The 25,215-nt window shown below is 47.5% G+C and carries 26 protein-coding genes and 1 riboswitch; of the genes, 7 read left to right on the top strand and 19 right to left on the bottom strand.

Annotated elements, in window-relative coordinates; translation table 11 throughout:
- Positions 1-27: 27 nt before the first annotated feature.
- Positions 28-226: riboswitch (cobalamin riboswitch) on the bottom strand.
- 118 nt (positions 227-344) lie between these two features.
- The 6 genes from AC2TDN_RS16765 to AC2TDN_RS16740 form a co-directional block, all read right to left on the bottom strand.
- Positions 345-1,793 (bottom strand): DHA2 family efflux MFS transporter permease subunit, encoded by a 1,449-nt coding sequence (locus tag AC2TDN_RS16765; protein WP_484689159.1) that lies wholly within the window; start codon positions 1,791-1,793, stop codon positions 345-347.
- A gap of 57 nt (positions 1,794-1,850) precedes the next feature.
- Positions 1,851-2,438, bottom strand: coding sequence for a TetR/AcrR family transcriptional regulator (locus AC2TDN_RS16760; RefSeq protein ID WP_482068302.1), 588 nt, complete (start codon positions 2,436-2,438; stop codon positions 1,851-1,853).
- Positions 2,439-2,875: 437 nt separating this feature from the next.
- Positions 2,876-3,502 (bottom strand): FMN-dependent NADH-azoreductase, encoded by a 627-nt coding sequence (locus AC2TDN_RS16755; protein ID WP_482068303.1) that lies wholly within the window; start codon positions 3,500-3,502, stop codon positions 2,876-2,878.
- Between the two features lie 163 nt (positions 3,503-3,665).
- Entirely contained in the window at positions 3,666-4,325 is a 660-nt protein-coding gene (locus AC2TDN_RS16750) for a response regulator (protein WP_484689079.1), read from the bottom strand.
- Between the two features lie 9 nt (positions 4,326-4,334).
- Complete coding sequence (locus tag AC2TDN_RS16745) at positions 4,335-5,987, bottom strand: sensor histidine kinase (protein WP_484689077.1); 1,653 nt, start codon at positions 5,985-5,987, stop codon at positions 4,335-4,337.
- A gap of 108 nt (positions 5,988-6,095) precedes the next feature.
- Complete coding sequence (locus AC2TDN_RS16740; RefSeq protein WP_484689157.1) at positions 6,096-7,325, bottom strand: multidrug effflux MFS transporter; 1,230 nt, start codon at positions 7,323-7,325, stop codon at positions 6,096-6,098.
- A 166-nt stretch (positions 7,326-7,491) separates the two neighbouring features.
- Between AC2TDN_RS16740 and AC2TDN_RS16735 the strand changes: the two genes are divergently transcribed.
- Positions 7,492-8,433 (top strand): ribose-phosphate diphosphokinase, encoded by a 942-nt coding sequence (locus AC2TDN_RS16735; RefSeq protein ID WP_484689075.1) that lies wholly within the window; start codon positions 7,492-7,494, stop codon positions 8,431-8,433.
- Positions 8,434-8,944: 511 nt separating this feature from the next.
- Here the strand turns inward: AC2TDN_RS16735 and AC2TDN_RS16730 are convergent.
- From AC2TDN_RS16730 to AC2TDN_RS16720, 3 genes are all read right to left on the bottom strand, one after another.
- Entirely contained in the window at positions 8,945-9,715 is a 771-nt protein-coding gene (locus AC2TDN_RS16730; protein ID WP_484689074.1) for a DUF3891 family protein, read from the bottom strand.
- 251 nt (positions 9,716-9,966) lie between these two features.
- A complete protein-coding gene (locus AC2TDN_RS16725) occupies positions 9,967-10,161 on the bottom strand; it encodes a phytanoyl-CoA dioxygenase family protein (RefSeq protein ID WP_484689072.1) in 195 nt (64 codons plus the stop codon).
- Positions 10,162-10,186: 25 nt separating this feature from the next.
- Complete coding sequence (locus AC2TDN_RS16720; protein WP_484689071.1) at positions 10,187-10,501, bottom strand: hypothetical protein; 315 nt, start codon at positions 10,499-10,501, stop codon at positions 10,187-10,189.
- A 192-nt stretch (positions 10,502-10,693) separates the two neighbouring features.
- On the opposite strand from AC2TDN_RS16720, the gene AC2TDN_RS16715 reads away from it, so the two are divergent.
- On the top strand, positions 10,694-11,149 hold the full coding sequence (locus AC2TDN_RS16715; protein WP_484689069.1) for a helix-turn-helix transcriptional regulator: 456 nt from the start codon (positions 10,694-10,696) through the stop codon (positions 11,147-11,149).
- 39 nt (positions 11,150-11,188) lie between these two features.
- Here the strand turns inward: AC2TDN_RS16715 and AC2TDN_RS16710 are convergent, their stop codons facing one another.
- Together AC2TDN_RS16710 and AC2TDN_RS16705 are read right to left on the bottom strand one after the other, a co-directional pair.
- Positions 11,189-12,127: an aldo/keto reductase gene (locus tag AC2TDN_RS16710; protein WP_484689067.1), complete on the bottom strand. Its 939-nt coding sequence runs from the start codon at positions 12,125-12,127 to the stop codon at positions 11,189-11,191.
- Positions 12,128-12,157: 30 nt separating this feature from the next.
- Complete coding sequence (locus tag AC2TDN_RS16705; RefSeq protein WP_484689065.1) at positions 12,158-13,159, bottom strand: Gfo/Idh/MocA family protein; 1,002 nt, start codon at positions 13,157-13,159, stop codon at positions 12,158-12,160.
- 218 nt (positions 13,160-13,377) lie between these two features.
- Between AC2TDN_RS16705 and AC2TDN_RS16700 the strand changes: the two genes are divergently transcribed.
- A complete protein-coding gene (locus tag AC2TDN_RS16700; RefSeq protein ID WP_482068314.1) occupies positions 13,378-14,214 on the top strand; it encodes a helix-turn-helix transcriptional regulator in 837 nt (278 codons plus the stop codon).
- Between the two features lie 32 nt (positions 14,215-14,246).
- Here the strand turns inward: AC2TDN_RS16700 and AC2TDN_RS16695 are convergent, their stop codons facing one another.
- A complete protein-coding gene (locus AC2TDN_RS16695; RefSeq protein WP_484689062.1) occupies positions 14,247-15,257 on the bottom strand; it encodes a Gfo/Idh/MocA family protein in 1,011 nt (336 codons plus the stop codon).
- 27 nt (positions 15,258-15,284) lie between these two features.
- Entirely contained in the window at positions 15,285-16,133 is an 849-nt protein-coding gene (locus AC2TDN_RS16690) for a sugar phosphate isomerase/epimerase family protein (RefSeq protein ID WP_484689060.1), read from the bottom strand.
- Positions 16,134-16,305: 172 nt separating this feature from the next.
- Here AC2TDN_RS16690 and AC2TDN_RS16685 point away from each other — a divergent pair, with 172 nt between their 5' ends.
- The 3 genes from AC2TDN_RS16685 (at position 16,306) to AC2TDN_RS16675 (ending at position 19,297) form a co-directional block, all read left to right on the top strand.
- On the top strand, positions 16,306-17,211 hold the full coding sequence (locus tag AC2TDN_RS16685; protein WP_484689058.1) for a helix-turn-helix domain-containing protein: 906 nt from the start codon (positions 16,306-16,308) through the stop codon (positions 17,209-17,211).
- Positions 17,212-17,383: 172 nt separating this feature from the next.
- Positions 17,384-18,463, top strand: a complete 1,080-nt coding sequence (locus tag AC2TDN_RS16680) for a Gfo/Idh/MocA family protein (RefSeq protein WP_484689056.1) — start codon at positions 17,384-17,386, stop codon at positions 18,461-18,463.
- Positions 18,464-18,631: 168 nt separating this feature from the next.
- Positions 18,632-19,297, top strand: coding sequence for an SIMPL domain-containing protein (locus tag AC2TDN_RS16675; RefSeq protein WP_484689054.1), 666 nt, complete (start codon positions 18,632-18,634; stop codon positions 19,295-19,297).
- A gap of 67 nt (positions 19,298-19,364) precedes the next feature.
- Here the strand turns inward: AC2TDN_RS16675 and AC2TDN_RS16670 are convergent, their stop codons facing one another.
- From AC2TDN_RS16670 to AC2TDN_RS16655, 4 genes are all read right to left on the bottom strand, one after another.
- Positions 19,365-19,541, bottom strand: coding sequence for a hypothetical protein (locus AC2TDN_RS16670; protein ID WP_482068320.1), 177 nt, complete (start codon positions 19,539-19,541; stop codon positions 19,365-19,367).
- Between the two features lie 145 nt (positions 19,542-19,686).
- On the bottom strand, positions 19,687-20,166 hold the full coding sequence (locus AC2TDN_RS16665) for a hypothetical protein (RefSeq protein WP_482068321.1): 480 nt from the start codon (positions 20,164-20,166) through the stop codon (positions 19,687-19,689).
- Positions 20,167-20,258: 92 nt separating this feature from the next.
- Positions 20,259-21,005: a GTP pyrophosphokinase gene (locus tag AC2TDN_RS16660; protein ID WP_482068322.1), complete on the bottom strand. Its 747-nt coding sequence runs from the start codon at positions 21,003-21,005 to the stop codon at positions 20,259-20,261.
- Between the two features lie 28 nt (positions 21,006-21,033).
- Positions 21,034-21,450, bottom strand: coding sequence for a MarR family winged helix-turn-helix transcriptional regulator (locus AC2TDN_RS16655; RefSeq protein ID WP_482068323.1), 417 nt, complete (start codon positions 21,448-21,450; stop codon positions 21,034-21,036).
- A gap of 105 nt (positions 21,451-21,555) precedes the next feature.
- On the opposite strand from AC2TDN_RS16655, the gene AC2TDN_RS16650 reads away from it, so the two are divergent.
- A complete protein-coding gene (locus tag AC2TDN_RS16650) occupies positions 21,556-22,017 on the top strand; it encodes a MarR family winged helix-turn-helix transcriptional regulator (RefSeq protein WP_484689050.1) in 462 nt (153 codons plus the stop codon).
- A gap of 74 nt (positions 22,018-22,091) precedes the next feature.
- Here AC2TDN_RS16650 and AC2TDN_RS16645 read toward each other — a convergent pair whose 3' ends face one another.
- Positions 22,092-23,714 carry an MDR family MFS transporter gene (locus AC2TDN_RS16645; RefSeq protein ID WP_482068325.1) on the bottom strand — a complete coding sequence of 541 codons (1,623 nt, stop codon included), beginning with the start codon at positions 23,712-23,714 and terminating at the stop codon, positions 22,092-22,094.
- Between the two features lie 203 nt (positions 23,715-23,917).
- Positions 23,918-25,039, bottom strand: coding sequence for an NADH-dependent flavin oxidoreductase (locus AC2TDN_RS16640; RefSeq protein ID WP_482068326.1), 1,122 nt, complete (start codon positions 25,037-25,039; stop codon positions 23,918-23,920).
- Positions 25,040-25,215 lie beyond the last annotated feature (176 nt).

Raw genomic sequence — 25,215 nt, 5'->3', positions numbered from 1 at the left:
CTCCTCATTCTTACCCCCGAAGAATAGGAAACAAAATAAGAAAAGGCAGGTCTCCTGGCTCGTGCGTCATCACGCTTCTCTGCCTTCCCATCCTTTGATCGGACAGTGGCTTGTTTAGAGAATCGCTCTTCACTTACAGTGGCGGGACCGCGCCGGCGTTGCACCGGACTTCCCTATTAAGCAAACAAAAAAACGACTTGTCTGCACCTTTTCTTTATCATTATTCGATTGTTTAATCAATCATATCGGGATTGCAGGGGTTTGTCTATAACAGATTGCCTGTTAACGAGCAAGAAGATTCGATCGCATGTGACGGTCGAATCTTCTTGGTTCGTGCCTATCGATTAATGCTGCTTGCTCTTGCCTACATGAACCCGTTTAATGAAGAAAGCGACGATCAAGCCGACAATAGCTACGATCATAGCGAATATAAACGCATCCGAGATGCCCGCTGTCATCGCGAGCGGCGCATTGGCGGGATCGGTTGGATCATCCACGCCCTTCATAAAGCTGTTCACACCGGCAGTCATGATGCTCACGGCAACGGCTGTGCCGATTGCGCCAGCAACCTGCTGGAGGGTGTTCATAATCGCAGTTCCATCCGGGTAAAGCTCAGGCGGGAGCTGATTAAGACCATTAGTCTGAGCAGGCATCCATACCATGGAGATTCCGATCATCAAGCAGGAATGCAGCACAATGATGAGTGCAATTGTGGATGCCGTCGTAATGCCAGAGAAAAACCATAGCACAGCGGCAACGATAACAAGCCCCGGAATAACGAGCCATTTTGGTCCGAATTTATCGAACAAGCTGCCCATAATCGGTGACATAATCCCGTTCAAAAGTCCGCCTGGCAGCATGATAAGTCCTGCCGTTAATGCGCTAAGACCGAGTCCGCTGATCAAATACATGGGCAATACGAGCATCGATGATAAAATAACCATCATACAAATAAACACCATTAGCGTACCTACAACGAACATCGGATGCTTAAATGCCCGCAAATCCATCATCGGATGCTTCATTTTCAATTGACGAATAGCGAATATGACAAGCGCCAAAAGGCCGACGATCATCGAAGCGATCACTTTTGTGCTGCTCCAGCCGCCTTCTCCTTCGCCCGCGCTGCTGAAGGCAAACACGATGCCGCCAAAGCCAAGCGTTGAGAACACGAGGGACATGACATCAATTTTAGGCTTCGTAATCGTGGATACGTTCTGCATATACATAATTCCGAACAATAAAGCAATAATTAAGACCGGCAGCGATAACCAGAAAATCCAATGCCAGCTCAAATTTTCAATGAGAAGACCTGCAATCGTTGGGCCTACGGCAGGCGCGACCATAATGACGAGCCCGATAACACCCATCGCCGCTCCCCTTTTTTCAGCAGGGAAAATAATAAGTATCGTATTAAACATAAGCGGCAGCAGCAAAGCGGTGCCTACGGCTTGAATGACACGCGCTGTCATTAAGACTTCAAAGCTTGGGGCAAGCGCCGCTACAAGCGTGCCGAGTATGGAAAAGCTTAGCGCCGCTATAAATAGCTGTCTAGTCGTAAACCATTGAAGCAAGAGTCCCGAGACGGGGACCAAGATCCCAAGCGTAAGCAGGTATCCGGTTGTCAGCCATTGTACAGTTGGCGCCGTTATGTTGAATATGCGTATCAAATCGCTTAGTGCTACGTTTAAAGCCGTTTCACTGAACATACCAACAAAGCCGCTTAATAATAATGAAATCATGATGGGGATAACTTTATATTTCTGTTCCGTTTTTTGATGCGTTGCTGCCATTGTTGCTTGCAAGCTCTCCACTCTCCTACATTCAATCTCTCTTTTATTGATGACCTCTCATAGAGATGGGCATTGATTAATCAAATAGGGCACACACTTCGCCGCAGAAATTAACGGCTGCTTATCTCGCTTCGTCAAAGCGAGGATCAGCGCACCTTCCAGCAACGAGACTAAGACGACACTTACTTCCTCTGCTCTTGCCTCATCCATGCCTGTGAAAATCAACCTGCCTGAGATGACGGCCTCCCAGGAGGCAAACACATCCTGCCCCGCAGATCTCAGCTTATCGCTAATGGCAGAGGTTTCCACAGCCATCCAGAAGCTAAATGGCATGAAGCCTTGAAAATCATATTTTTCGGCATCCTCCCCCATATCGTGAACGAATGCCTGCACCGCATCGGACGGGTCCTCAAATGCTGCAAATTTGGTTTTCCACCGCTCGATAACAAACGCCTTGGTGCACGCGATGCATTCCAGCGCCAGCTCTTCCTTGCCTTTTGGAAAATAATAATACAAGGAGCCTTTTGGACATTTGCTCTCGTTAATAATTTGGCTTAATCCTGTAGCATGATACCCTTTTGTGAAAAAAAGCCTTGATGCTGTATCCAAAATATTTTGGCGGGTATTTGGTTTTTCCGTATTCATTCACCCCTCGATTATAGCGATCGGTCTATATAATAAAACCATTAGCAACGCTGCTAAGTCAACCTTTTTTTGTTGGATACACTCTCATTTGTTAATGTCCAACCCATCTTCCGACCCGTCCAGCCGTCCAAAATATCATGGCTGTACAATTAATTGGAAAATCCCGCTATTCCAATAAAATCTAGGTGAAAATGGAAGTTAGCAGGATTTTCTACCGTTAATTTTCTATTTTTTACCGAATGGGGGGTGAAAGTGTCTAAAAATGATTTAAGGATGTTCGACTAAGAAGAGGTGATCGAAAAAGATTACGGCTTCCTTCCAGCACGAAAAACGCAAAACGAGCCTTAGAAACGATTCTAAAGGCTCGTTGCGCATGATTTGTGGAGTTTATTAGCAGCTTTGACGATAGATCTGCTGCTTATGGTTGTATCTTTTTATTAGAAGCCTACAGCTACTTTCTTAGCTTGCTCAAGACCAGTAGAAACAATCGTTTCTGCTTGATCAGGAAGCTGGTTGTGGCCTTCGATAATGATGCTTTCTACGTTTTGGACACCGAAGAAGCCCATTACAGTACGAATGAAGTTGTAGGACATTTCAACTGATGCCGCTGGACCCTCAGAGTAAATGCCGCCGCGAGCGTTAAGCAATGCGACTTTTTTATCAGTAATCAGGCCGACTGGACCTTCAGCTGTGTAAGAAAATGTTTTGCCAGCTTGAGAAAGGTAGTCAATGTAAGTGTGCAGTACTGCAGGAACGGTAAAGTTCCAAAGCGGGAATGCGAATACGACTTTGTCTGCTGCAAGAAATTGGTTGATATATTTATCGGATACTTGTACGGCTGCTTGCTCTTCTGCAGTCAGATCGTAGCCGCGCGCTGCTTTAAAGTTTCCGTTGATCATATCAGCGTTCATGTAAGGCAATTCTTCTTTGAACAAATCAAGCTCAACAATTGTGTCTTCTGGGTGGCTGGCTGTGTAGCTGTCCAGAAATGCTTGGTATAGCTTAACGCTTGTTGCCTGCTCGATTCCACGATCGTTTGCTTTAATAAATAGTACAGTACTCATAATTTTTTCCCTCCAAGGTTGAATTGTATTTACTTTTTGTAAGTACCTTTATTGTATTAAGTTTTGATGTCGGCAGCATCGGCAATTAGACCGAAAAATAGTCAAAAAAAAACCGCCTAAGGCGGAGGACTAGTCTTAAGACTATAGTCGTACAACTCTTGCGTTAATCGCTGCCATTCATCAATTGTACCGCATACAACGCAGCTTGCGTGCGATCCGTCAAATTCAATTTGCTCAAAATGCTGCTCACATGCGTCTTAACGGTTTTCTCGGCAACCGTCAGAGCGTGTGCGATATCTTTGTTGCTCATTCCTTTTGTCAGCAGTTGCAGCACCTCAAGCTCCCTTGGCGTCAATATTTCGGCTAACCCGCGGCTAGGATGCTTCTTAACCTCCTCTGCCTGAGGAGCCATCTGTGCAAGCAGCGCGGCTGAAATGTCCGGATGCAGCTGAACATTGCCTTTATAGGCGCTTCGAATTGCTTCTGCAAGCTGATCCGGCTCCACATCCTTCAGCATATAACCAATTGCCCCGGATTGCAGCGCTGGAACAATATGGCTGCGGTCCGAGAAGCTTGACAGCACCAGCACTTTAATTGCAGGATTGTTTTGGGCAATGAGATTGCTTGCTTCAATGCCGTCCATAATGGGCATATTCAAATCCATCAATACGATATCAGGCAGCAATTCGGCTGCTTTCTTAACCGCTTCCTGTCCGTTATGCGCTTCGCCAACCAGCTCGAAATCAGGCTGCATGCTCAGAAAGAACGAAATACCCTTTAATACGATAAGATGATCATCTACCAGCAAAATTTTTATTTTCACAGCCGCACCTCATTCCTCGTCCCACATTTCCATTTCTTTCGCAACCGGTATCGTAGCCTGAATGACCGTTGGCTGCCCCTTGCCGCTCTTGATCGATAATTCGCCGCCTAGCGTTTCCGCACGCTCCCGCATGGAGAGCATTCCCATCGACAGCCTACCTCTCCGCTTCTCAGGTGAGAAGCCTCGCCCTTTATCCATAATTTCCATGCTTGCAACATGCTCCGATTTCACCAAACGAACATATACAGCATTCGTATCCGCATGCTTCTTCACATTATTTAAAGCCTCTTGCCCGATTCGCCAGAAGGCTTCCTCGATCGCTCGCGGCAGCTCCCGTACCCCCTCTACCTGCTCATATACGGTCAAATCCATGCTTTTCCCGTATTGCTTAAGCGCAGTGATCAGCCCATGCTCCAGCCCCGCAGGCCGAAGCTGCCATATGAGTGTCCGCATCTCCTTCAAGGCTTCCTGAGACAGCTGCCTGATTTCTTGAAGGGATCGCTCCACAATCGGTTCCTTGCCTGCAAGCACCGTCTCGGCGCCTTTAGCAAGGAAGGATAGCGAGAATACCTTCTGGATGACCGAATCATGCAAGTCTCTTGCCATCCGGTTCCTCTCCTCCATGCGAGCCAGCTCCCGCCGCTGCTCGTATACGCGTAGATTTTCTACGCTTAGCGTAAAATGATCGCCAAGCGAGTACATGAAATCCTCCAAGTAATCATCGAACTGCTTGCTGAGCTGGCTGCTGATAAACAGCACGCCTATCGGGCGGCTTCTAATCCGGAGTGGAATCGCCACCGCAGACGAGAAGGGAGGTATGCCGATGGTCGATAGACTCGAGCGAGGCACCTCATGGCAATCCGATAGCTTTACGAGTCGATTTTCACTGAACGCCGTGCTTACCGGTCCCCCTTGATCGATCGCGAGCGACAGCCACTCTTTTTTGACTTGATTATCCGAATAATGCGCACGAAGCGATAATTGCTGCTGTTCATACATAAATAGCGACACATGCTGCCAATGAAACGTATCGCCGATCTGCCTTACCGCTTGAAGCGGAAGCTGATTAATATCCTGTATCGCGTTGATTTTTTGGATGACATCGCCGAGCTTGGCATAATGCAGCGCGTGCTGCTCCTGCACCTGATACAGCCGGATTCGTTTAATCGCTGTCCCGATCTGGTAAGCTACCGCCTGCAGCAGCGCCAGCTCCTCCTCTGTCAGACGCACTTTCCCCGCATGCGCGACGTTTAACAGACCAAACTGATCTAATCCAGCTTTTAGCGGTACTGTCGCATGATGGGATACGCCCTCCGTGTCTCCAAACCCATGCGTATTGGCGTATGTAATTCTAGAGCATTCTATAATATTAACGGCCTGATGCAGCTTGTGCTGCTTGTAGCTCTCCACGCACCAGCATTCCGAGCCGCACATGACCGCCTGATTATTCGCTTTTAGCCCTTGCGGCAAATTATGTGTTGCAACGCATAGATTATCGCTTCGATTATCGATTACAAATATCCAGCCCGTGGTAAAGCCTGTGACCTGAAGCAGCTTGACGAGCACGTCATTGAGCATTTGATCCATATCGTTCGTACTGTTAAGCATCTCCGCTATTTCCTTCAATGCGACCAGCTCGTAAGCTCTAATCTCTTGCGACATGCTCCCACTCCCTTCTAAGCACACATTATACACCTTGCGCTGCAGCAAAAAAAAGAGCCGTTCAATGAAGCAGCATTCACTGTTTCATCGAACGGCAGCAGCTAGGCGCTAACGCTTCTTGATCGGTTTTTGGATGAGAAAGATATAGCAGGCCACGGCGCCCAGCTCGGAAATGGCGATCCATATGCCCATTGGCAGTGCATTTGCGCTACCGCCGAGACCCACAAGCGGCGCCATAATGCCGCCAAAGGTAAATGACATGAGCCCAAGCAGCGCGGACGCGCTTCCTGCTGCATGGCCATGCTTCTGCATCGCTAGAGAGAAGCCCGTCGTGCTGATCACCCCTACGCTTGATACAACAAAGAACAACGGAATAAGAATCGCAACAAGCGGCGCTTTTGCAATGATCATAAGAAGCAGTGCTGCTCCTGCTATCGCTGCTATAGCGAGGCCAATGACGAATAGCTTCTTCTCTCCAACCTTAGCCGCGAAACGCCCTGTCAGCTGACTGAATAAAATAATGCCTAATCCATTTAGGGCAAATAACAGGCTGAACCCTTCCTGCGTTACGCCGTAAATATTTTGAAGCACAAATGGCGATCCTGCTATGTAAGCGAACATCGCTGCCATTACAAGTCCTTGCGCCAGCGCATAGCCCATAAACGAACGGTCGCGCAGCAAAACGCCAAAGGTGGATAACGTCTGGCGGAAGCCGCCTGCCATTCGTTTCTCGGGAGGAAGCGTCTCCGGCATGCCAAACCATACCGCTGCAAAAATAATGACTCCCCATGCGCCAAGAACGATAAACACGCCTTCCCATGACGCAACCTTTAGCAGCTGTCCTCCTGCGATAGGTGCAAAGATAGGCGCTGCGCCGTTGACCAGCATCAGCATCGCAAAAAACTTGGTAAGCTCAGGCCCCGTATACATGTCCCGCACAATAGCCCGCGAAATAACGATTCCCGCCGAGCCGGAAAACCCTTGAATGAATCTTAGTACGATTAGGACGCCAATGGTTGGCGCGAACGCGCAGAGGATGGATGATAGCCCGTATACCGCTAGAAAAATAAGAAGCGGCAGCCTGCGTCCCTTTATATCGCTCCACGTACCGGAAAATAATTGGCCTACCGATAATCCAATCATACAGGCCGTTAAGCTTAATTGTACAAGCGATGAGCTCGTATTGTAATCACTCGTCAGCTGAGGCAATGCAGGCAAATACATGTCAAGGGACAACGGACCAAATGCAGACAATGAGCCTAGTAAAATGATGAGCCACACTCGCTTTGCCCCTGTAGACTGATTAGCCTTAATCGAAAGTATTTTGCTGTGATCGATCACTTGCGGCATCTCCTTCTCCACTTCATTTTACATTGTTTTACTTTATCACCTTTCATTATTAGATCCAATACCTATCAAACTCAGCAATGATTTGTCCTCCATTGCAATGTTTGTTATGATTGAGCAAACAATGTCGATTCCCGTAGTTTTAAGGAGAGATCTCATGCAAAAAGTTAAAATTTTTTCCGGTACCTCAAACGAGAGGCTAGCCGAGGAGCTCTGCAAGGAACTTGAGGTACCACTTGGGAAAGTAGCGATCTCCAGACATCAGAGCGGAGAAATTCATGTATCCTATCAGGAATCGATCCGTACCTGCGACGTATTTATCGTCCAATCGCTATCCCATCCCGTTAACGAGCATTTAATCGAGACGCTTGTCATGATCGATGCAGCTAAGCGCGCATCAGCCAAAACCATCAATATCGTCATGCCTTATTATGGCTACGCAAGGCAAGAAAGAAAGTCTGCCCCGCGTGAGCCGATTTCGGCAAAGCTAGTGGCGGATGTGCTGACTACCGTTGGCGCCAATCGAATTGTTACGGTCGACTTGCATGCCGATCCGATCCAAGGCTTCTTCGATATTCCAGTCGATCATTTAACGGCGCTTGATTTGATCATCGAATATTTAAGATGCAAAAAAATTAAAAATCCTGTTGTCGTATCCCCGGATGCGGGACGGGCAACAACCGCTGAAAAGCTGGCTGGCTTGCTCGATTGTCCGTTCGCTATCATGATCAAAAATCGTCCCGCGCATAATCAGTCCGAGATTACGCATATAATCGGAGACGTCGAGGACATGACACCGATCATTATCGAAGACTTGATCGATACGGGCAGCACGATCGTGAACGTCGTTGAGGCGCTTAAGAAAAAAGGCGCACATGATTCATACATATGTGCAACACATGGGCTCTTCTCGGCAAATGCGCTTGAGAAGCTTGACCATCCGAACATTCGCGAAGTCGTCATTACCGACACGATTGCGATTGGCGAAGCTCGTTCCGATAAATTTATCGTACTTCCCATGTCGCCGCTTCTTGCTACAGCAATCAAAATTATTACAGAAGGCGGCTCCATTGCAACGCTGTTCAAGGCAGGCACATAAGTGAATTCGGCTTAACCGCTTCGACTAATAGAGTGATACCCCCATGCCAATTGGCATGGGGGTATTTGCTGCCTTGGTGCATAGCTTTGGATATGCATGATCTGTTGTTTGTAACCTTCCCCGTCTTAACCCTATTTTACCGCTGCGCAGGCGATTGATGTGCTGAGAATGGGGCTGCACCCTCTAAAGTCAGCATTAACGGGAAAAACTCCCGTTATCTCAAGTATTTTTGGGCGAAAATAAGGTTTAGATGGATTTTCTCCCGTTAATTTCCCGCTTTTGACCCTATTTCGTTGAAAGCATTCCAATTAACGGGCGTTTTTCCAGCTAAATGAACGAACTGACGTCTTGTTAGGAAAATAGATGGATCTTTTCCTGTTAATCCCACCCAACTGAAATGATTTGAGGTTGCATTTTATTTCTAACTTATGAATTAGAATAATGAGCGTCGAAAATGCCTGTGGAAAGCATGGTTAAGGAGCGAATGCATGGGACAGTCGTATTCGAAAGCCTATATGCGCTTTTCTTGAAACAGAAGCTTAAGCTCCTGCAATGGCTCGCGTGCATAAGCCTGCGCAATGCCGTATTTGCTAATATTATCCTTGCTCACTTCCTTGAATAACAAGGACGTCTCCACTGGCCTGCTGAACGGAAACGGCTGCAATTCAATCGTAGACTGATCCGTCCAATCGGCAATCAATGACGTGCCGCCTGTGCGATCGAACCAGTACGTAAAGCCTTCCGAGAACCACTCATATTGCTGACGCGGCGTACCCGGCTTCTCCATGCATGCAAATAGCGACAGCTCATCGCAAAGCAACAGCGCCTTCGCATGATGCTGGAGCAGCTTCACATCCAATTGAAGACGCTCGATAATCGCGCTCTGGCGCGCAAACTCTTTTTCCACGAATGCAATCGTATCCTCGTTTCTGAATTTCTCCGCTAGCGTCGTATATAGAATGCTGCCGAGCAGCGCTGCATACTCGCTCGTTTCCTGAATGTGATCCAGCCCCTTGGAATAGAAGAAAAACCGGATATTGCCTGGAAAATCGCGGAATGAGAAAGGAATATGGCCGGCATCATTCCAAAGCGGAATACGGTCCAAATCAATCCAGCTGCTGTCATGCTCATATGCGGCATAGGCCAATTCTTCTCTACGCTCGGCGCTATGAAATAATTCTCCTTGCCACGCAGACACAAGATCTCCGGAAATGCGTGCATGATCATGCTGCGCTATTAATATGAATGCATCTTCCTTCTCGTACACAATCATCGTTGTCATCCCTTCCCTCATGCCGATATGGTCAATAAGCCTGTTTATATTTGTCCAATCCGATTGTTCTGCTCATAGGTTTGCTCAATTTCCTCTAATCTAGAAGCCTCCATGCGCCTCTCCCTTATTCATCTATTTTCTTTTAATTGTACCATTGCCACAGCTTAATCGGCTATGCGCTGCTAACTATTTGAGCAACAAGACAGTCGCATGTCCAGCCGTTCCTTGCAGTCAGTTATTCATTTTTTGTTCATCATCTTCTAGTGCGGATACGCCGTTTCGAATTCAATTCCACCGTGAATGAGATTTCCGTTAAAAAACAACACGTCGCCTTTATCCATAATAACCGGAATCGCCTTCTGATCCTTTGGCGGCTTGACGTAATGCGTCGTGAAGGACTCGGTGGAATCGGCTAATTCCGGGCAGCTAATCTCATGCTCGCTCGTTTTTGGCACGACCAGCAAACCGCCGTTTTCCTCATTAGCCGCATCGATTGCCGTCCATGTACAAATCAGCTAATACAGCCATCACCGGCTCATGCAGCATATATTGTTTGGCTGTGTCATTAAAGCGATGGGGATGCATCACCCGCGGAAATCGCTTTAAAGGATCCTCGCACTCCCTTGACAAATCCGGCTCGAACAAGCCCGGTACCGTCGTATGGCTAATTCCCTCGAATGTATTTTCAATGAGACGAATGTCCTCGTGCGAGAATAGATCCTTTATTACGATATAGCCATCCGCAAGAAATTGATTGACCTGCTCACCCGTTAAAACGTTCAATTGCCTCGTCATCGCCTATCTCTCCTTCAATGATATTTCATTGCTCTTGACATAATCATAGAGCTTTCGTTATTTTTAAGGAAGAATGATTGCTGCTGAAAACTATTGGTATTCTGCTTTTTTTCATTCGGAGAAGGAGACGAATATGGTTTCATATAACAGTGCATCGTCGCAAACGTTCCCGATGGAAATATGCAAAGCAGGGTGCAGCAAACCTTCCATCATATTTTGAATGATTCCCGCGAGCGGACGAGCTTCTGGCAAATGCTTTGCGAAAATGGCTTGCGTGAGGTTATATTGCTCTCTGCGCAGCTTTTAGAGCAGCGGCTTGACCCGCGCATCGAGCTCGCGCTGCAATATTTATCCCGCAATAGGCAGCAAGCGATCCGAATCGACGATTTAGCCAAATCAGTTGGCCTATCCGTCTCTAGGCTTTCCCATCTCTTCAAGCAGGAAACAGGTGCAAGCGTGCTGGATCATCTGAACAGGCTTCGGCTGCAGCAAGCCGCATTGCTGATGGAGCACATGGGCCGGACGGCCACGGAAGCCTCGCTCGATGTCGGGTTCTACAACTACAATCACTTTGCTGCTTTATTTCGCAAAACATACGGCATTAGTCCCAGAACGTACAAAAAGGACAAAGCTGCTCACAAGGAGTAGCTTTGTCCTTTATTTTCTTCTATACCATCATCCGTCTTATTAAACCTTTTGCGTTGCCAGGTCGAGCCAGTCCATCTCTTCCTTGGTCAGCTGAATAAGCGAGCCAGCATTGCAGGAATGAAGCTCTTCCGCTGATTGCGCGCCGATTAAGGCACAAGTCGGAAACGGCTGATTAAGCACATAAGCAAGCGCGATTTGGATAGCGCTGACGTTTTTCTCCGCTGCAAGCTGTTTTGCGCGCTCAAGGCGCTCCCAATTTTCATCGCTATAAAATACGCGCACCAGATCGGCGTTGTCGCGTACCTCGGGGGAGAATCGGCCTGTGAAGAAGCCTCTTGCTTGCGACGACCAAGACAGCAGCGGGAATTGCTCCTCCTCATGCCAAGCGCAGGTCTCCGCATCGGCAGACACGCAGCCTGCCCAGAACGGCTCGTTCGCTTTGGCAAGACTAAGGTTCGGACTGCTGAACGAGAATCCTACGAGCCCTTTTGCAGCTGCATATTCATTCGCTTCCTTAATACGCTGCCAGGTCCAGTTCGATACGCCAATCGCCCTTACAGCGCCTGATTGCACATGCTCATTAAGAATATCGATAACTTCTCCAGCAGGTACGGAAGGATCATCGCGATGCAGCGCATAAAGGTCAATATAATCGGTTTGCAGACGTTTTAGACTATCAGCCAAATCCTGGCGTATCGCTTCTCTGCTCACCCGCGGGCCGTCTTTATTATGATGCGCGCCTTTTGTCAAAATAACGATTTGCTCGCGGTTGCCCCGCTCCTGCATGTAACGTCCAATGACTTCCTCGCTTTGTCCGCCGCAATAAATATGCGCCGTATCGATTGAATTTCCTCCAATCGCTAGAAAAGCATCCAAATTCGTTGACGCTTTCTCGTACGTATCATGATAGAAGTAATCCGAGCCCTTCATTAAGCGCGATACCGGCTTTGGCGATCCCTGTATTTGAATAAATTCCACTAATTCCTACCTCCTTAGATTGTTGCAGCGCTAAAGGATGACACGTGTACGCTCATGAGCTGAAAGCAAGCAAGCGTCAATGACCTTCATATTGCTTATAGCATCAGCGCCGCCGAATTGCAGCTGCGTACCTCTCCGAATAGCCTCAGCGATATGGTCGGCCTGAGCGGTGTATGCGTTCACATGCGGTACCTCGACCTCGCGGCGTTCACCCTTAACACTTACGAAGAAATTGCCGCTGCCCGGCTCCCCGGTTACGAATGCGGATGGAACCTCTATGATGCCCTCGGTGCCAAGCACCTCCAGCGGGTTGCGGAATGCCGCCCACATGCCGCAATCGAACGTCAACGACACAGCTCCTTCGAACTCAATCAATCCAGATGCCATCATATCGACATGATCATGCTCCGGCGAAAATAAAGCCTGCACCGTCACCGCTTCCGGCTCCTTGCCAAGCAGCAGGCGTGCGGCATTGATCGGATAGCAGCCGACATCATAGATCGAGCCGCCGCCCCATTCCTTGCGGTATCTCACATTTTCCTTATGACCTGCGTTGTTGAAGGTGAATGCGCTGCGAATGCCGCGAACGTCACCGATTTCTCCTGCGTCGATCAGCTTCTTGATCATGTCATACCTTGGATGGTATCGATACATGAAAGCTTCAGACAATAGCACGCCAGCCTTCGCCGCAGCTTCCGCCATCTCTGCTGCTTCCTTCTCTGTCAGTGCTAGCGGCTTCTCGCACAAAATATGCTTGCCCGCCTCCGCAGCCCGAATCGTCCATTCCCGGTGCAAATGATTCGGGAGCGGAATGTACACGACATCAATGGAAGGATCAGCCAGCAATTCTTCATAGCTGCCATAGGCTGTCGGTATATCCAGCTCTTCTGCCGTTTTCTTGGCATTGTCCAAGCTGCGGCTCGCAATAGCAGCAACCTCGTTTAATTCAGACCGTTTCAGGCCAGGAATAACCGCTCTTTTGGCAATACCCGCGCAGCCCAAGATGCCCCATTTCAGCTTATCCGTCTTCATCCCAGCTTCACCTCAGCGATTATTTTATTATTATATTGTGATTGTAAGCATAATTACTCATACCGTTTGATTTCATTGCAGGTCATTAAATGCTTCTAAATAAAGTAGAAATGGAACGGTTAACTTATGCTTGCCTCTAGTTTAAAGTAGAACATTCAAAAATAAAATGATATTATTTTGTTATAAGTTAAAACAATATTGTCATTGAGGTGAATCCTATGCAAAGGCAAACCCTTCTGCTTACGCTCCCGCAGAATCCGTTCTTTTGTTTCCCGGAATCAGTCGGCCACTACTGGGATCACCCCGAGCATTACTCGATGCGAAAAGCCGGCTCTTTAAACAATTTTAATATTCATTACGTCGTATCCGGCAAAGGGTATGTGGAATGGGACGGCAAGGTGCACACGCTTGAGGCTGGGGAGGCCGTGCTTTATTTTCCGCTGCAGAGGCAGCATTACTATAGCAGCAAGGATGATCCATGGGACATTCGCTGGGTACATTTCTATGGAACAGGCCTGCAGGATTATATGATCGAACGAGGCTTTCACAAAAGCCAGCTTTGGACGATACGCCAGCCTGCCGCATGGGAGCAGGTGCACGAGGAGCTGCTTGCCGAAGCGGAGACGCATAGAATGCTCCATCCGACGAAGCTGTCTGCCCTGACCTACGCGATTCTCGCCGTGTTTGTGGAGCAGGCTGTCCCGATTTCGGGAAGCAAGGCGAGCACATCCGGCAACCGCATCTTGGAGCTGCTTCCGCTCATGCAGCAAGAGGCGACGCAGCCCTTTGTGCTGGAGCACTGGGCCGAGCATGCCGGCGTATCCCCCTATTATTTCTGCAAGCTGTTCCGCAGCGTCATGGAAATGACGCCTATGGATTTTATTACGCGTTGCCGACTTCAAATGGCGAAGCAATGGCTGCTCGAGCGCAAAGAGATCAATATTGGCCAAATTGCCGGCGATGCCGGCTATCCGAGCGTCAGCTACTTCAACAAACGGTTTATGGAGCATGAGGGCATGACGCCAACCTTATACCGGCAGCTTTACGGGGTATAAAGTAAAAAGCTGCGCCTCTTGGGCGCAGCTACTTATAATTGGACCAAAATGCCGCCTTCATCAGCCGAGCGCATCTCCGCTTCAATGATTTCAAGCGTGCCTACCGCGCTTTCCGGCGAACAGATCGATACTGGCTTTCCAGCCTCAACCGATTCGATGAAATATTTGATTTGGCGGTAATAGCCCATTTCCTCCGACAACTCAGCGATAAAGCCCGGAGCGTTATTCGGATTCACCTTCACCTGGCCATTTTCAAATACGAGATTGCCGCCTTCAAAATTAACGCGATACGTCATCGAGAAGCCGAAATCACCCTCTAAAGTCCAGTCCGCTTGCGCATTCAGCACCTTGCCGTCGGGATATATATAATGGGTAGAAACGACGTCATAGCCGCTTCCCGGTATGACGTTGCGAGCAAGCGTCGATACCTTCTCCGGCTTGCCGAACAGCCAGTGCACCATATCCGCATCATGAATATGCATGTCGAGCAGACAGCCACCGCTTTTGTCACCTTCAAGGAACCAGCCCTTCGGCGCACCTGAGCCCCGGAAGAAATAACCGCCGGTGACAGCTCCGAAACGATTATCCTCTACGCTAGCCTTCAAATATTCATAGGCTGGCCAGAATCGCAGGCATTGGCCGATCATCAATGTTTTTCCCGTACGCTTTGCCGTGTTCGCCATCCGCCAGCCGTCCTCTGAACTAGATGCAACCGGCTTCTCGCAAAGGACATGCAGCCCTCTCTCAAGCAGCGAGCAGGCTAGATCAGCATGCAAATAGGTTGGCAAAGTAATATCGACGACATCGAGTTCCTCGTTCTCCAGCATCGCAGCAATACTATCATACAAGTTGTAGGGAGCAAGATCGTAAACATCCTGCTCCGTTGCGATATTGCCGGACGCCTTGCCTTGCTTCAGCTCTTCGATCAGCAGATCGCAGATGGCTACTAGCTGTACCGGCGCTCCCTCAGAAGCAAGACGAACATAATTGTCAAAGTGCATGCGTCCCATAAACCCAAAGCCGATCAATCCAACCTTTAACATCTTATAACCTCCTAGTAGATTTATTAATTATGAGTACTGACGTCCCAGAATCGCGTCCATCGCTTTAGAAGTGTTGAATATGATCTGTTCCGAATGATGATTGTATGGCGGAATCATTTCTCCCGTAACGTAATTGCTGTAGCCAATCGCACGAAGCGCTGTCATAACGGCCGGATAGTCTACGTCTCCTGCCAGCAAATCTACAAAGCCGTGCAAGCCGCCTGCTTGGCGACGATAATCTTTAAAATGCACCTTCATGATGCGATGGCCCAAAATTCGAATCCACTGCTCCGGATAACCATTCTGCAGCGCATTGCCAACGTCAAAGTAGGAGCCGATATTAGCGGAGCCATGAGCATCAATGAATGAACGCATTTCCAGCGGCGACAGCAAAAATTTGTTCCATACGTTCTCGATGCCGATAGAAACTCCCGCGCTCTCTGCAAAAGGAACCAGCTTCCCAATCGATTCAAGCGCCCGGTCATACGCATATTCATAATCGGCAATCTCGCTGTCTGGTATAAAATCAACGCCAACCGCGCCGGGTATAACGAGGATCGTATCGACGCCAAGCGCCGCAGCCAGCTCCAGCTGCTTCTTGCATACATCAATCGCTTTCTCCCGCGTTGCCGCGTTTTCGCTTGTCATCGGATACGACCAATACAAGCCGGTCGCGAGGCCCGCGATTTCAAGCTCCGCCTCCTCGAGCCGATTTTGAATATCGCGGATTTCATTGTCCGTAGCTTCCAGGCTTAGCTCACCCGTTTCGTTCAACGACAGCTCGATTCCGTCGAAGCCTGCCTTCTTGGCGGTCGTTATGCAATCAGCAATAGTGGAGTCGCCTTTAAACGACCAAATATTAATCCCTTTTTTCATTGGAAAGCCTCCTATGCTTTTTAACTTATTACGTGATATTGAACTGATCGATTGAGCATGTGATAATACGTATATAATAAACGATTTCTAACAAAATATATTTAGCTGTTAAAGCGATTATTTGGACGATTCCGCTCTCTTTTTCAAATATGCACAGGAAGGAGCCTGCAGCTTGGAGAAGCCCGATTCCAACTATCCCAGCATTCGTATAACAACGTTTCGAGAGTGGTCGCCAAGCGTCCATTACGCGCAGTTCCAGCGCATGCCGTCCGGCGTTCTTCCTAGACGCAGACTCTATGATTTCGAGCTGCTGTACGTATGCCAAGGCGAAGCGGCTACAACGATGGCCGGACAGCGCCATAAGATCGAGGCGGGACAGCTTATCTTTTTGCCATCTGGCGTCTATCACCAAAATGAAGTCGTTTCCAGCCCTGATGCTCGATTTCTGGGCATTCATTTTGACTTTTTCGATGAGCTCGACATTCAGACGGAAGCCGACATGGTTGTGAACGAGGCGTCCGTTCAGACTAATAAATTTACGTTTGAGCCTTGCATCGAGGGTTTTGCGCCGTTGTCTAATCATCAGGTATATACGCCCCCTCTCGTATGCGTCCAATTGATGGAGCAGCTCGTCCATGAGTTCACGATGCGCCCGCTCGGATATGAGCTCGTCTGCAAAGCATTGATGCTCCAAATCCTTGCCCATTTGCTTCGAACGCCATTATCGCGCGCCTCCGGGCAAGCCTCCTTGCACAGCGGAAAGCTTGCTGAATTGATGGAACAGATTGAAGCAGAGCCTTCCGCCAACTGGACAAACAAGGCAATCGCCGAAAAAATGAATTTGAGCATTGACCATACGGCCAAGCTGTTCAAACAAATCGCCGGCATGCCGCCAAGCGAATATGTGCAGTCCATTCGTCACCGCGAAGCGAGAAGGCTGCTTCGAGAGTCGGATCAATCGATCGAAAACGTCGGCATCCTCATCGGCTATTCCGATATTCACTATTTCAGCCGTATTTTCAGCCGCCATGAGGGAATCTCTCCCCGGGAATACCGGAAGCTGTCGAAGATTTTATAGAGATTCTTCTGCAGCTGCACAGGCTCCTGACCCCACCTCCTAAGCCATAAATGCGATTAATTGGTTTGGCGGCGATGTCATGATTTTGTAGTTGCGATGTCCTTTTATCGCATTTCATGGCTTGTAGAGCTGTGCTAAAGTAAAGGCAATACGATGAAAAGAGGGACATACGATGACGAGAACGATTCGAATTGGAATAATAGGAAGCGGCGGCATTGCTAGAGCCCATGCTTCTGCTTATAAGAAAATGACCCATGTTGAAATTGTAGCGGTAGCAGACAGCTTGGCGGGAAGAGCGCAAGCCTTCATCGAGCAGGAAGGTCTTGTCCATGCTGCAGCATTCGAGGATCATAAGCAGCTGCTAGAGCTTGATATTGACGGCGTGAGCATCTGTACGCCTAACTTCGCCCACCACGAGACTTCTGTAAACGCATTAAATGCGGGCAAGCATGTGCTTGTCGAGAAGCCGATGTCTGTAACGCTCCAGCAATCCATCGACATGGTTCAAGCGGCTGAGCGAAGCGGCAAAATGCTGACCGTAGGCTTCCAGCCAAGGTACGACCCCAACATGTCGTTAATTCAAGAAATCGTGCAATCGGGCAAGCTTGGCAACGTTTATTTTGTAGAGACAGGCGGCGGCAGACGCCGCGGCATGCCTGGCGGCACCTTCATCCGGCAGGAGCTGGCTGGCGCAGGCGCTATGGCCGATATCGGCTGCTATTCGCTCGATATGGCGCTTAATGCGCTTGGTTATCCGAAGCCGCTTACCGTATCGGCATATACATCCAATCATTTTGGTACAAACCCGAAATACCATAGAGAAGCCGCTAATTTTGACGTGGAGGACTTTGGCGTAGCGATGGTTCGCCTTGAAGGCGACATCGTGCTGAATTACAAAATCAGCTGGGCGATGCATATGGATACGCTTGGAGCGACTATGTTTCTCGGAATAGACGGCGGCCTTAAGGTTACGCCAGCCGGCACCGGCCCTTGGAGCGGCGTATGGGATGGCAGCGTGGGCAGCATGACGCTTTATCATGATGTGGTGGATCAGCATATCGAATCATCCATTCCGGTTATCCAGCACGGCCTTAATTTGTTCGACGAGAAGATCAAGGACTTTGTCGCCGCTATTGCGGATAATCGCCCTGCCCCAATTCCTGGCGCGGAAATTTTGTATAATCAGGCGATTATTGACGGCGTGCTCCGCTCCGCAGCAAGCAAGCGCGAGGTTTCAATCGATTTGCCTTAAACTACTTATTTCTATTATATTGGCGGCGCAAGAGCTCATTCTTGCCCGCCATTTTTGTATTTTCTGCTAGCTGCTGCCGCAGGCAAAGAAGAAACAGAGAAGCAAGAATTTTGGAGAGCTTTCCTCCATACATTAGTTTATCTCGCTTTACACGAAAGGAGCCCTGCGATGTACGGTAATCCCATCTATTATCCGGCTTCTCCCGCTCCATGCAAAAGTCTGCCCACCATTGAGGTTTTAGGTGAAGGGACGGTTGCCGCTGCTCCAGATCGAGCCTTGATCATCCTTGGAGCCGTTACAGAAGGAATGGACCTTCAGAAAGTCCAATCGGAAAACGCGCAAATCGTGACGAACATCATCCAGTCCCTTCAAGAATTGAATATGCCTCGTGAAAATATCCAAACGAGCGATTATCGAATTGAAATTCAGTATGATTATCCAGACGGCCAGCAAATTTTCAAGGGCTACAAGGTAACCCATCTGCTGCAAATCACCCTTGACGAGGTAGACCAGACTGGAAATGTTGTGGATACTGCCGTTTCTCATGGGGCCAATACGGTGTCGTCCATTCAATTTTCCATCGTTCAAAAAGAACGTTTTGAAACGCAAGCATTGTCGCTTGCCATCCAAAATGCCCGGCATAAAGCTGTCGCCATATCGCACACTCTCGGAGCCTCTATCTCTCCATTGCCCAGCAAAGTTCAAGAGCTGTCAAGCGGAACCGAACCTATCCCCTTCAGGAGAGCTCTCCAAGCCGATTCTATCGTTACGCCCATCGAGCCCGGGCAATTGACGATCTATGCCGCAGTACGTGTGTGGTATTGGCTTGTATAAAGAGAGAAGGATACAAACAAAAAAAGCCGTTCCGGAAAGGAACGGCTTCATCCCATTGAGCTGCGTATTAGACAGATGATATAATGCCGCGGTTGCTGTTCTTCGCAAAGTTAATAATGGACTCGTACTGTGTCTTAGCGATGCGACGGTCAGACATCGGAAGATGAGGGTTTTTGACAATCTCAGCGAGCTTCTTGAGCTCATGCATCTCTTCAGGTGTCACTTTAACCGTTGTTTTCCCCAAGCGCTCCACCCTCCTTTAAACATTTTTTTGGAGTGAAACTTTCATCTTAAACATTCGATTCGTTTGTTAGATAAAAAACTCGCTCCGCAAGGGTTACCTTTTTCATCTATGGTCATTATACGCAGCACTTAAGTAAACTTGCATATTATTTCGACGGTGGTCGCGGATTTTGATCATCCATTTCTTCCGGAAACAAATCTGCGAACTCTTTATTTTGCTTGCTCTTCAAGTAGGATAAGCCAGCATAGCCAGCAAGCAAAGAACTGCTCACAACCGCAAAATTATCCGTTGTATTCGCCATGGAAAGCGCTGTTTTCGCTAGTATTCCAGTCCCAATCGCGATCAGCAAATCGCCTAGAAAACCAAGATCAAAAAATATTTTCTTCTTCGCATTGCTATGGTTCCTGAGGCCGATGACGAATATAACAAAATAGTACGCCCGCTGTATCCATTTCATTAACCAATTCGACGACAGCGTTAATCCAGCCTCATCATATTCTATGACGAGCTTCGGCAATTCGATAATCCCATTTTTCACAAAATGACCAATTAAGCCTCCTATCAAGCTCATGGAGATCGATAAGCCAAACACCTGAATGAATGCTTGAAAGCTGGAAATGACCATCGCCTTATGACCACCCTTCAACAACGCATTTCGTTCGGTAGTATGTAACGCACTACTTTCACTTTATGTCATTGACAAAAGGTTCACGACTATTATTTTAGCTCGCCCTCATCGAATAGATCGAGCAGCATGCCGGGAATCGCAAAGCTCTGATTGTTCATGAGCAGGCGAATCATCTCATCCCCGATATCATCCTCGCGTTCTTCCTTGATCGCTTCGATCTCATTGTGGAGGCGCTCCATCTTCTGATCCAGCGCGGAAGCGGATTCAGCTGCCTCCTTCAGCTCTTCCAACAGCTGCGGCGGAATGGATTGATTATATTTATAATAAATTTTGTGCTCAAGACTAGCCCAAAAATCCATTGCGATCGTCCGAATTTGAACCTCTACACATATATTCTGAACCCGGTCTGATATGAATACCGGAACCTCAATAATCATGTGGAGGCTTTGATAGCCATTTGGCTTTGGTTTTTTTATATAATCTTTAATTTCGATTATTTTTAGGTCACTTTGATTTTTCAGCATATCTTTAATGCGATAAATATCCGATATGAATGAACAGGTAATGCGCAAGCCTGCAATATCCTTAATGTTGCTGCGAATGCTGGAGAAAGTAAGATCAGATTGCTTTCTGTACAGCTTCTCCAAGATGCTCTTCGGCGATTTCAAGCGTGAGCTAGTATGCTCAATCGGATTATAGGCATGCAATAAATGAAACTCCTCTTTCAAAATCTCTATCTTCGTTTCCAGCTCTTGAAGCGCAAACTTGTACATCATCAAAAATCGTGTAATCTGATGCTTCATTTCTTTCATTTTGTGCATTTGATCCATAACCATCCTGCAATTTTCCCCTTCCATGCATGTGCTAATCATTAAAAAGCGTAAATATCCGTCTCAAATGAGCCAAATCCTCCTGCGAGACACGCTCGCTCATATAACGAATGATGGCCTCGTCGTTTTCTTCAAAGGATTTGATATACTGCTTGCCCTCATCTGTAATTTCCAAATAAACGACACGCCGATCTTCATCACCGCGATATCTTTGAATAAGCCCACGCTCTACAAGCTTGTCCACGATAAGCGTCACGCCGCCAGCTGTAATGAACAGCAGCTCTGCTAGATCCGTTGATTTCATCGGACTTTGACGATCCAAATATTGAATCATTCTCGTTTGGTTAACAGAGAAGCTGCAATCCATGCCTTTGTACCATTCGGCTTTCAGCTTTTTGTAAACACCCTTTAAAAGGGGAAACAGCTCCTTCCATTCCTCATAATCGTGCATCTTGGACCTCATTTCTTTTCTATCATTGACTTATTAACCTCAATCTAACTATAATTGCGTTGGTAACCTAATTAAATGATTAAATAAATTCACTGAGGTGAATCAATGAGCACGGATAAATATGAAAACATTTCGGATTTAATGAATGTTTTCCAACGATTTGGACGAGCAGACTGGCGTAAAAAAACGTGGGGAGGACTTAAGGCCAGTGAAATCCGAATGCTAATATGTGTAAAGCAATGCAACGACAAAGGTAAAGCAAACACTAATGTATCAGAAATAAGCAAAATGCTTCAAGTCACATCGCCTACTGTAACACAAATGCTCAATAGCTTAATTAGCGCTGGCTATGTCCTGCGCTCCGCCGATAAGACTGATCGGAGAATAACGGAAATTACGTTAACCGACAAAGGCGAGCAGCTCGCCCAGAAGGCGTCTGAACGATTTAATACTATTTTCACAGGGATGGTCGATCATTTAGGCAAGGAGCAAAGCGATCAGCTTGTCAGCCTGCTTAATCAGGTTTTTGAATATCTCGAGACTGTAAAAACGAATGATGAGTTTTAAATATAGAAATGGGATTTCGTTGAAAGCATTGCTGCAAACAACGAAATCCCGCCTCTGCGAGCCTCTCTTACTATTTAATTAAGAGCTGGCTCTTTTGTTAATTTATCCCTCTGTTCTACACTCGCTTTAGCTTTCATGTCATTGGAGGTACGAAGCGGAATTTCTTTCAAGAAAAACACAAGAACGAATGCAATGATCAGCAATGCCATGCCGAATAGGAATACGACCGTAAGCGAGTCGCTTAGTACCGAACGCACCATTTCGATAATATGAGTAAATAAAGGCTGAATCTGTTCAGGAAGCGTTGCATGCAATTCCTTCAGCTTAGGCTGATCAAGCAGCATTTGCGGATTGAGGAAGCTCGTCAGCTTCTCAGCTGTAGCAGGATCTACCTTCGAGAGATCCGGGCCTTCTCCTGCTTTTACCGCATCCGAAAGCTTGCTTGTCAACGTCGAGTTCATAACCGTACCCATTACTGCAATTCCGATCGTCCCGCCAAGGTTACGGAATAAGGTAGCCGTAGCGGTAGCTACACCCAGCTCAGAAGGAGCTACAGCGTTTTGAACCGTTAACGTAAATACAGGCATCGAAATACCAAGGCCGATACCAAATACAATCATCGCTGCAACCGCAAAGCCAACATTAGTCATAAAGGCCATCATAAGCATGCCTACTACCATAAATGGCATACCCGCAAGCGCAAAACGTTTGTATTTGCCTGATTTTGAAATCCAGCGACCCGATAACGTACTGAGGATGATCATCGCAATCGACATTGGCATGTTAACGAAGCCTGATGTGGTTGGCGATATGCCAAGCACGCCCTGTACGAAAAACGGCAAATACATCATTGCGCCCATCATTCCGGCATTCATGAGGAAGCCAATGGAATTCGAAATGGTAACAATGCCGTTCTTAAACATCGATAACGGCAGCACGGGACTTTTTGCTTTGCGTTCAACAAGCAGCAAAAGAATTAAGAAAACGACCGCTGCACCAAGCAAACCGATAATTTCGAATGAATCCCAGTCATACTTCGTTCCTGCCCATGAGAAGCCGAGCAGAAGTGAAATAATGGTCAGCGATAGAAATAAGGATCCCAGATAATCGATCGATTCCGTTGTTTTGCGAACTGTTTTCGGGAACATCGACCAAATCATCCCGAAAGCGACTAGACCAAGAGGAAGGAATATCCAGAAAATCCATTTCCACGCGATGTGATCGACCATAAATCCGCCAAGTGTCGGACCAATAACACTAGAGAAGCCAAAAATAGCCATCATTATGCCGGTCCATTTAGCTCTCTCACGCGGTGCGAACAAATCCCCTACCGCTGTGACGGTGGCGGACATGAGAATACCGCCTCCTATGCCTTGAATACCCCGATACGTAATGAGCTGAAAAATGGTCGTTGATGTCCCGCACATAAAGGCACCGATAATAAAAAGTACAATCCCGACGAGCAGGAATGGTTTACGTCCATAAATATCAGACAGCTTCCCTACCAATACAGTGGCAATTGTTGAGGTGAGCATATAGATCGTGATGACCCATGTGTAATACTCTATGCCCCCTAAAATTGCAATAATCCGCGGCATTGCTGTGCTCACGATCGTCTGATTGATAGCGGCGAAGAACATCGCTGCCATCAGAGCAATCATGATTGTAACTTTTTTCTTTTGAGTCAATTGCTCCATTTGCCCTGCACTCCTAAATATTAAATATTTTTATTATTATGGCCTATTGGCAGCAAAACTACTTTTTTTAATTTAGTTAGGTTGCCAACCTATTGTATGATGATACAATAACTTTAGTACTAAAACAACTAGCAAATCATTTTTAGTTTTCAAGCAAGCAAAAAAAACAGGCCAGAGTAATCTCTGGCCTGTTTGCTTCTATATTAATCGCCTAGCGGGAACCAACCTGGTGTATGGACAATAGCCTGCCAGAGTGGCGTCGGCACGACCAAACGATCTTGATCAGCTCTGCTAAGCGTTGTTTTTATTTCCGATTCCCTACCCTCGGCCACCTTCTCGACCCAATCCGGCTCTATGATGAGCTCGCGGCCAATCGCAACGAGCGGAATGCCTATGTCAAGAGCCTTCACCGCATCATCCGGCGTATGAATGGAGCCGACACCGATAATTGGCACCAAATGTCCTACACGCTCTTGTATCCACTCTATGCGAGCTTTCGTCTCATCCGCGCCGCGCCTTGGCAGCGACCAGAAATCCTGCAGTGAAACATGAAGATAGTCCAGCTCCTTCTCAGCAAGCTTATCTATAAGTCTGAAGGTATCCTCCATCGTTATGCCAGGTGTCGTCGCTTCCTCAGGAGAGAACCGGTAGCCGACAAGAAACGGTCCCTTCGCATGCTTAGCTGCGACACGCTTTACTTCATCTACCACCGCTAGCGGGAAGCGCAGTCTATTTTCAACACTGCCGCCCCATTTATCTTCACGCGTATTCGAATGAGCAGAGAAGAATTGCTGCACGAGATAACCGTTGGCGCCATGAATTTCAACGCCATCAAAGCCTGCTTCTATTGCTCTTCTTGTCGTTTCTCCGAAGTCGCGGATAATGTCCTCGATTTCTTCATTCTGCAATGCTCTAGGAACTCCATTTGCATTTTGCTCGGACGCTACAGCACTTGCGCTTACTACATCGCCATTCACTAAACTAGGCGGGCATTCTCTGCCTCCATGAAAAATTTGCAATACAGCCTTTGCGCCTTTTTCTTTGATCGTAGAAGCCAAGCTTCTTAAGCTGTCAATCATTTCGTCGCTATCGCCCGCAAATTCCCCTGGAAATCCTTTGCCGTTTGGTGAAACATAAATGCAGGCCGTAACGACTAGTCCCACGCCGCCTGATCTGCGGCCATAGTATTGAAGCTCAGAATTGGATACCGTTCCGTCTTCATTCGAGGAAAAATTCGTCATTGGCGCCATCACGACGCGATTTTTTAATTCAACACCGGATTTCAAAGCAAAAGTTTCAAACAATGGCTTATAATTTGAGTTCATTTATTTCATCTCTCCCGTTTCTCATTTATCTGCTCGCTTTAACTGTAACTTTTTTCAATACTGTAATATTAGTTTATACAGTTTCTGTTGTCAAGCGGCAAACAAAAAAGCATGTTGAACCGCTAGGCTCATCATGCTTCCTTTGTCTATTCGATTAAACTTGCTTATTAAAAACA

The sequence above is a fragment of the Paenibacillus sp. Y660 genome, from assembly GCF_057221575.1.
Note: the sequence above shows the minus strand (reverse complement) of the source record. Positions and strands in the feature narration are given on the sequence as shown.

Excerpts from the sequence above, each read along its gene's own strand:
- AC2TDN_RS16730 (WP_484689074.1), bottom strand. The coding sequence starts at position 9,715 with ATGACAACGATGATTGTGTACGAGAAGGAAGATGCATTCATATTAATA.
- AC2TDN_RS16720 (WP_484689071.1), bottom strand. The coding sequence starts at position 10,501 with ATGACGAGGCAATTGAACGTTTTAACGGGTGAGCAGGTCAATCAATTT.
- AC2TDN_RS16700 (WP_482068314.1), top strand. The coding sequence starts at position 13,378 with ATGCAAAGGCAAACCCTTCTGCTTACGCTCCCGCAGAATCCGTTCTTT.
- AC2TDN_RS16645 (WP_482068325.1), bottom strand. The coding sequence starts at position 23,714 with ATGGAGCAATTGACTCAAAAGAAAAAAGTTACAATCATGATTGCTCTG.
- AC2TDN_RS16705 (WP_484689065.1), bottom strand. The coding sequence starts at position 13,159 with ATGAAGACGGATAAGCTGAAATGGGGCATCTTGGGCTGCGCGGGTATT.
- AC2TDN_RS16650 (WP_484689050.1), top strand. The coding sequence starts at position 21,556 with ATGAGCACGGATAAATATGAAAACATTTCGGATTTAATGAATGTTTTC.
- AC2TDN_RS16675 (WP_484689054.1), top strand. The coding sequence starts at position 18,632 with ATGTACGGTAATCCCATCTATTATCCGGCTTCTCCCGCTCCATGCAAA.
- AC2TDN_RS16690 (WP_484689060.1), bottom strand. The coding sequence starts at position 16,133 with ATGAAAAAAGGGATTAATATTTGGTCGTTTAAAGGCGACTCCACTATT.
- AC2TDN_RS16755 (WP_482068303.1), bottom strand. The coding sequence starts at position 3,502 with ATGAGTACTGTACTATTTATTAAAGCAAACGATCGTGGAATCGAGCAG.
- AC2TDN_RS16735 (WP_484689075.1), top strand. The coding sequence starts at position 7,492 with ATGCAAAAAGTTAAAATTTTTTCCGGTACCTCAAACGAGAGGCTAGCC.
- AC2TDN_RS16660 (WP_482068322.1), bottom strand. The coding sequence starts at position 21,005 with ATGGTTATGGATCAAATGCACAAAATGAAAGAAATGAAGCATCAGATT.
- AC2TDN_RS16655 (WP_482068323.1), bottom strand. The coding sequence starts at position 21,450 with ATGCACGATTATGAGGAATGGAAGGAGCTGTTTCCCCTTTTAAAGGGT.
- AC2TDN_RS16765 (WP_484689159.1), bottom strand. The coding sequence starts at position 1,793 with ATGGCAGCAACGCATCAAAAAACGGAACAGAAATATAAAGTTATCCCC.
- AC2TDN_RS16760 (WP_482068302.1), bottom strand. The coding sequence starts at position 2,438 with ATGAATACGGAAAAACCAAATACCCGCCAAAATATTTTGGATACAGCA.
- AC2TDN_RS16640 (WP_482068326.1), bottom strand. The coding sequence starts at position 25,039 with ATGAACTCAAATTATAAGCCATTGTTTGAAACTTTTGCTTTGAAATCC.
- AC2TDN_RS16680 (WP_484689056.1), top strand. The coding sequence starts at position 17,384 with ATGACGAGAACGATTCGAATTGGAATAATAGGAAGCGGCGGCATTGCT.
- AC2TDN_RS16665 (WP_482068321.1), bottom strand. The coding sequence starts at position 20,166 with ATGGTCATTTCCAGCTTTCAAGCATTCATTCAGGTGTTTGGCTTATCG.
- AC2TDN_RS16695 (WP_484689062.1), bottom strand. The coding sequence starts at position 15,257 with ATGTTAAAGGTTGGATTGATCGGCTTTGGGTTTATGGGACGCATGCAC.
- AC2TDN_RS16745 (WP_484689077.1), bottom strand. The coding sequence starts at position 5,987 with ATGTCGCAAGAGATTAGAGCTTACGAGCTGGTCGCATTGAAGGAAATA.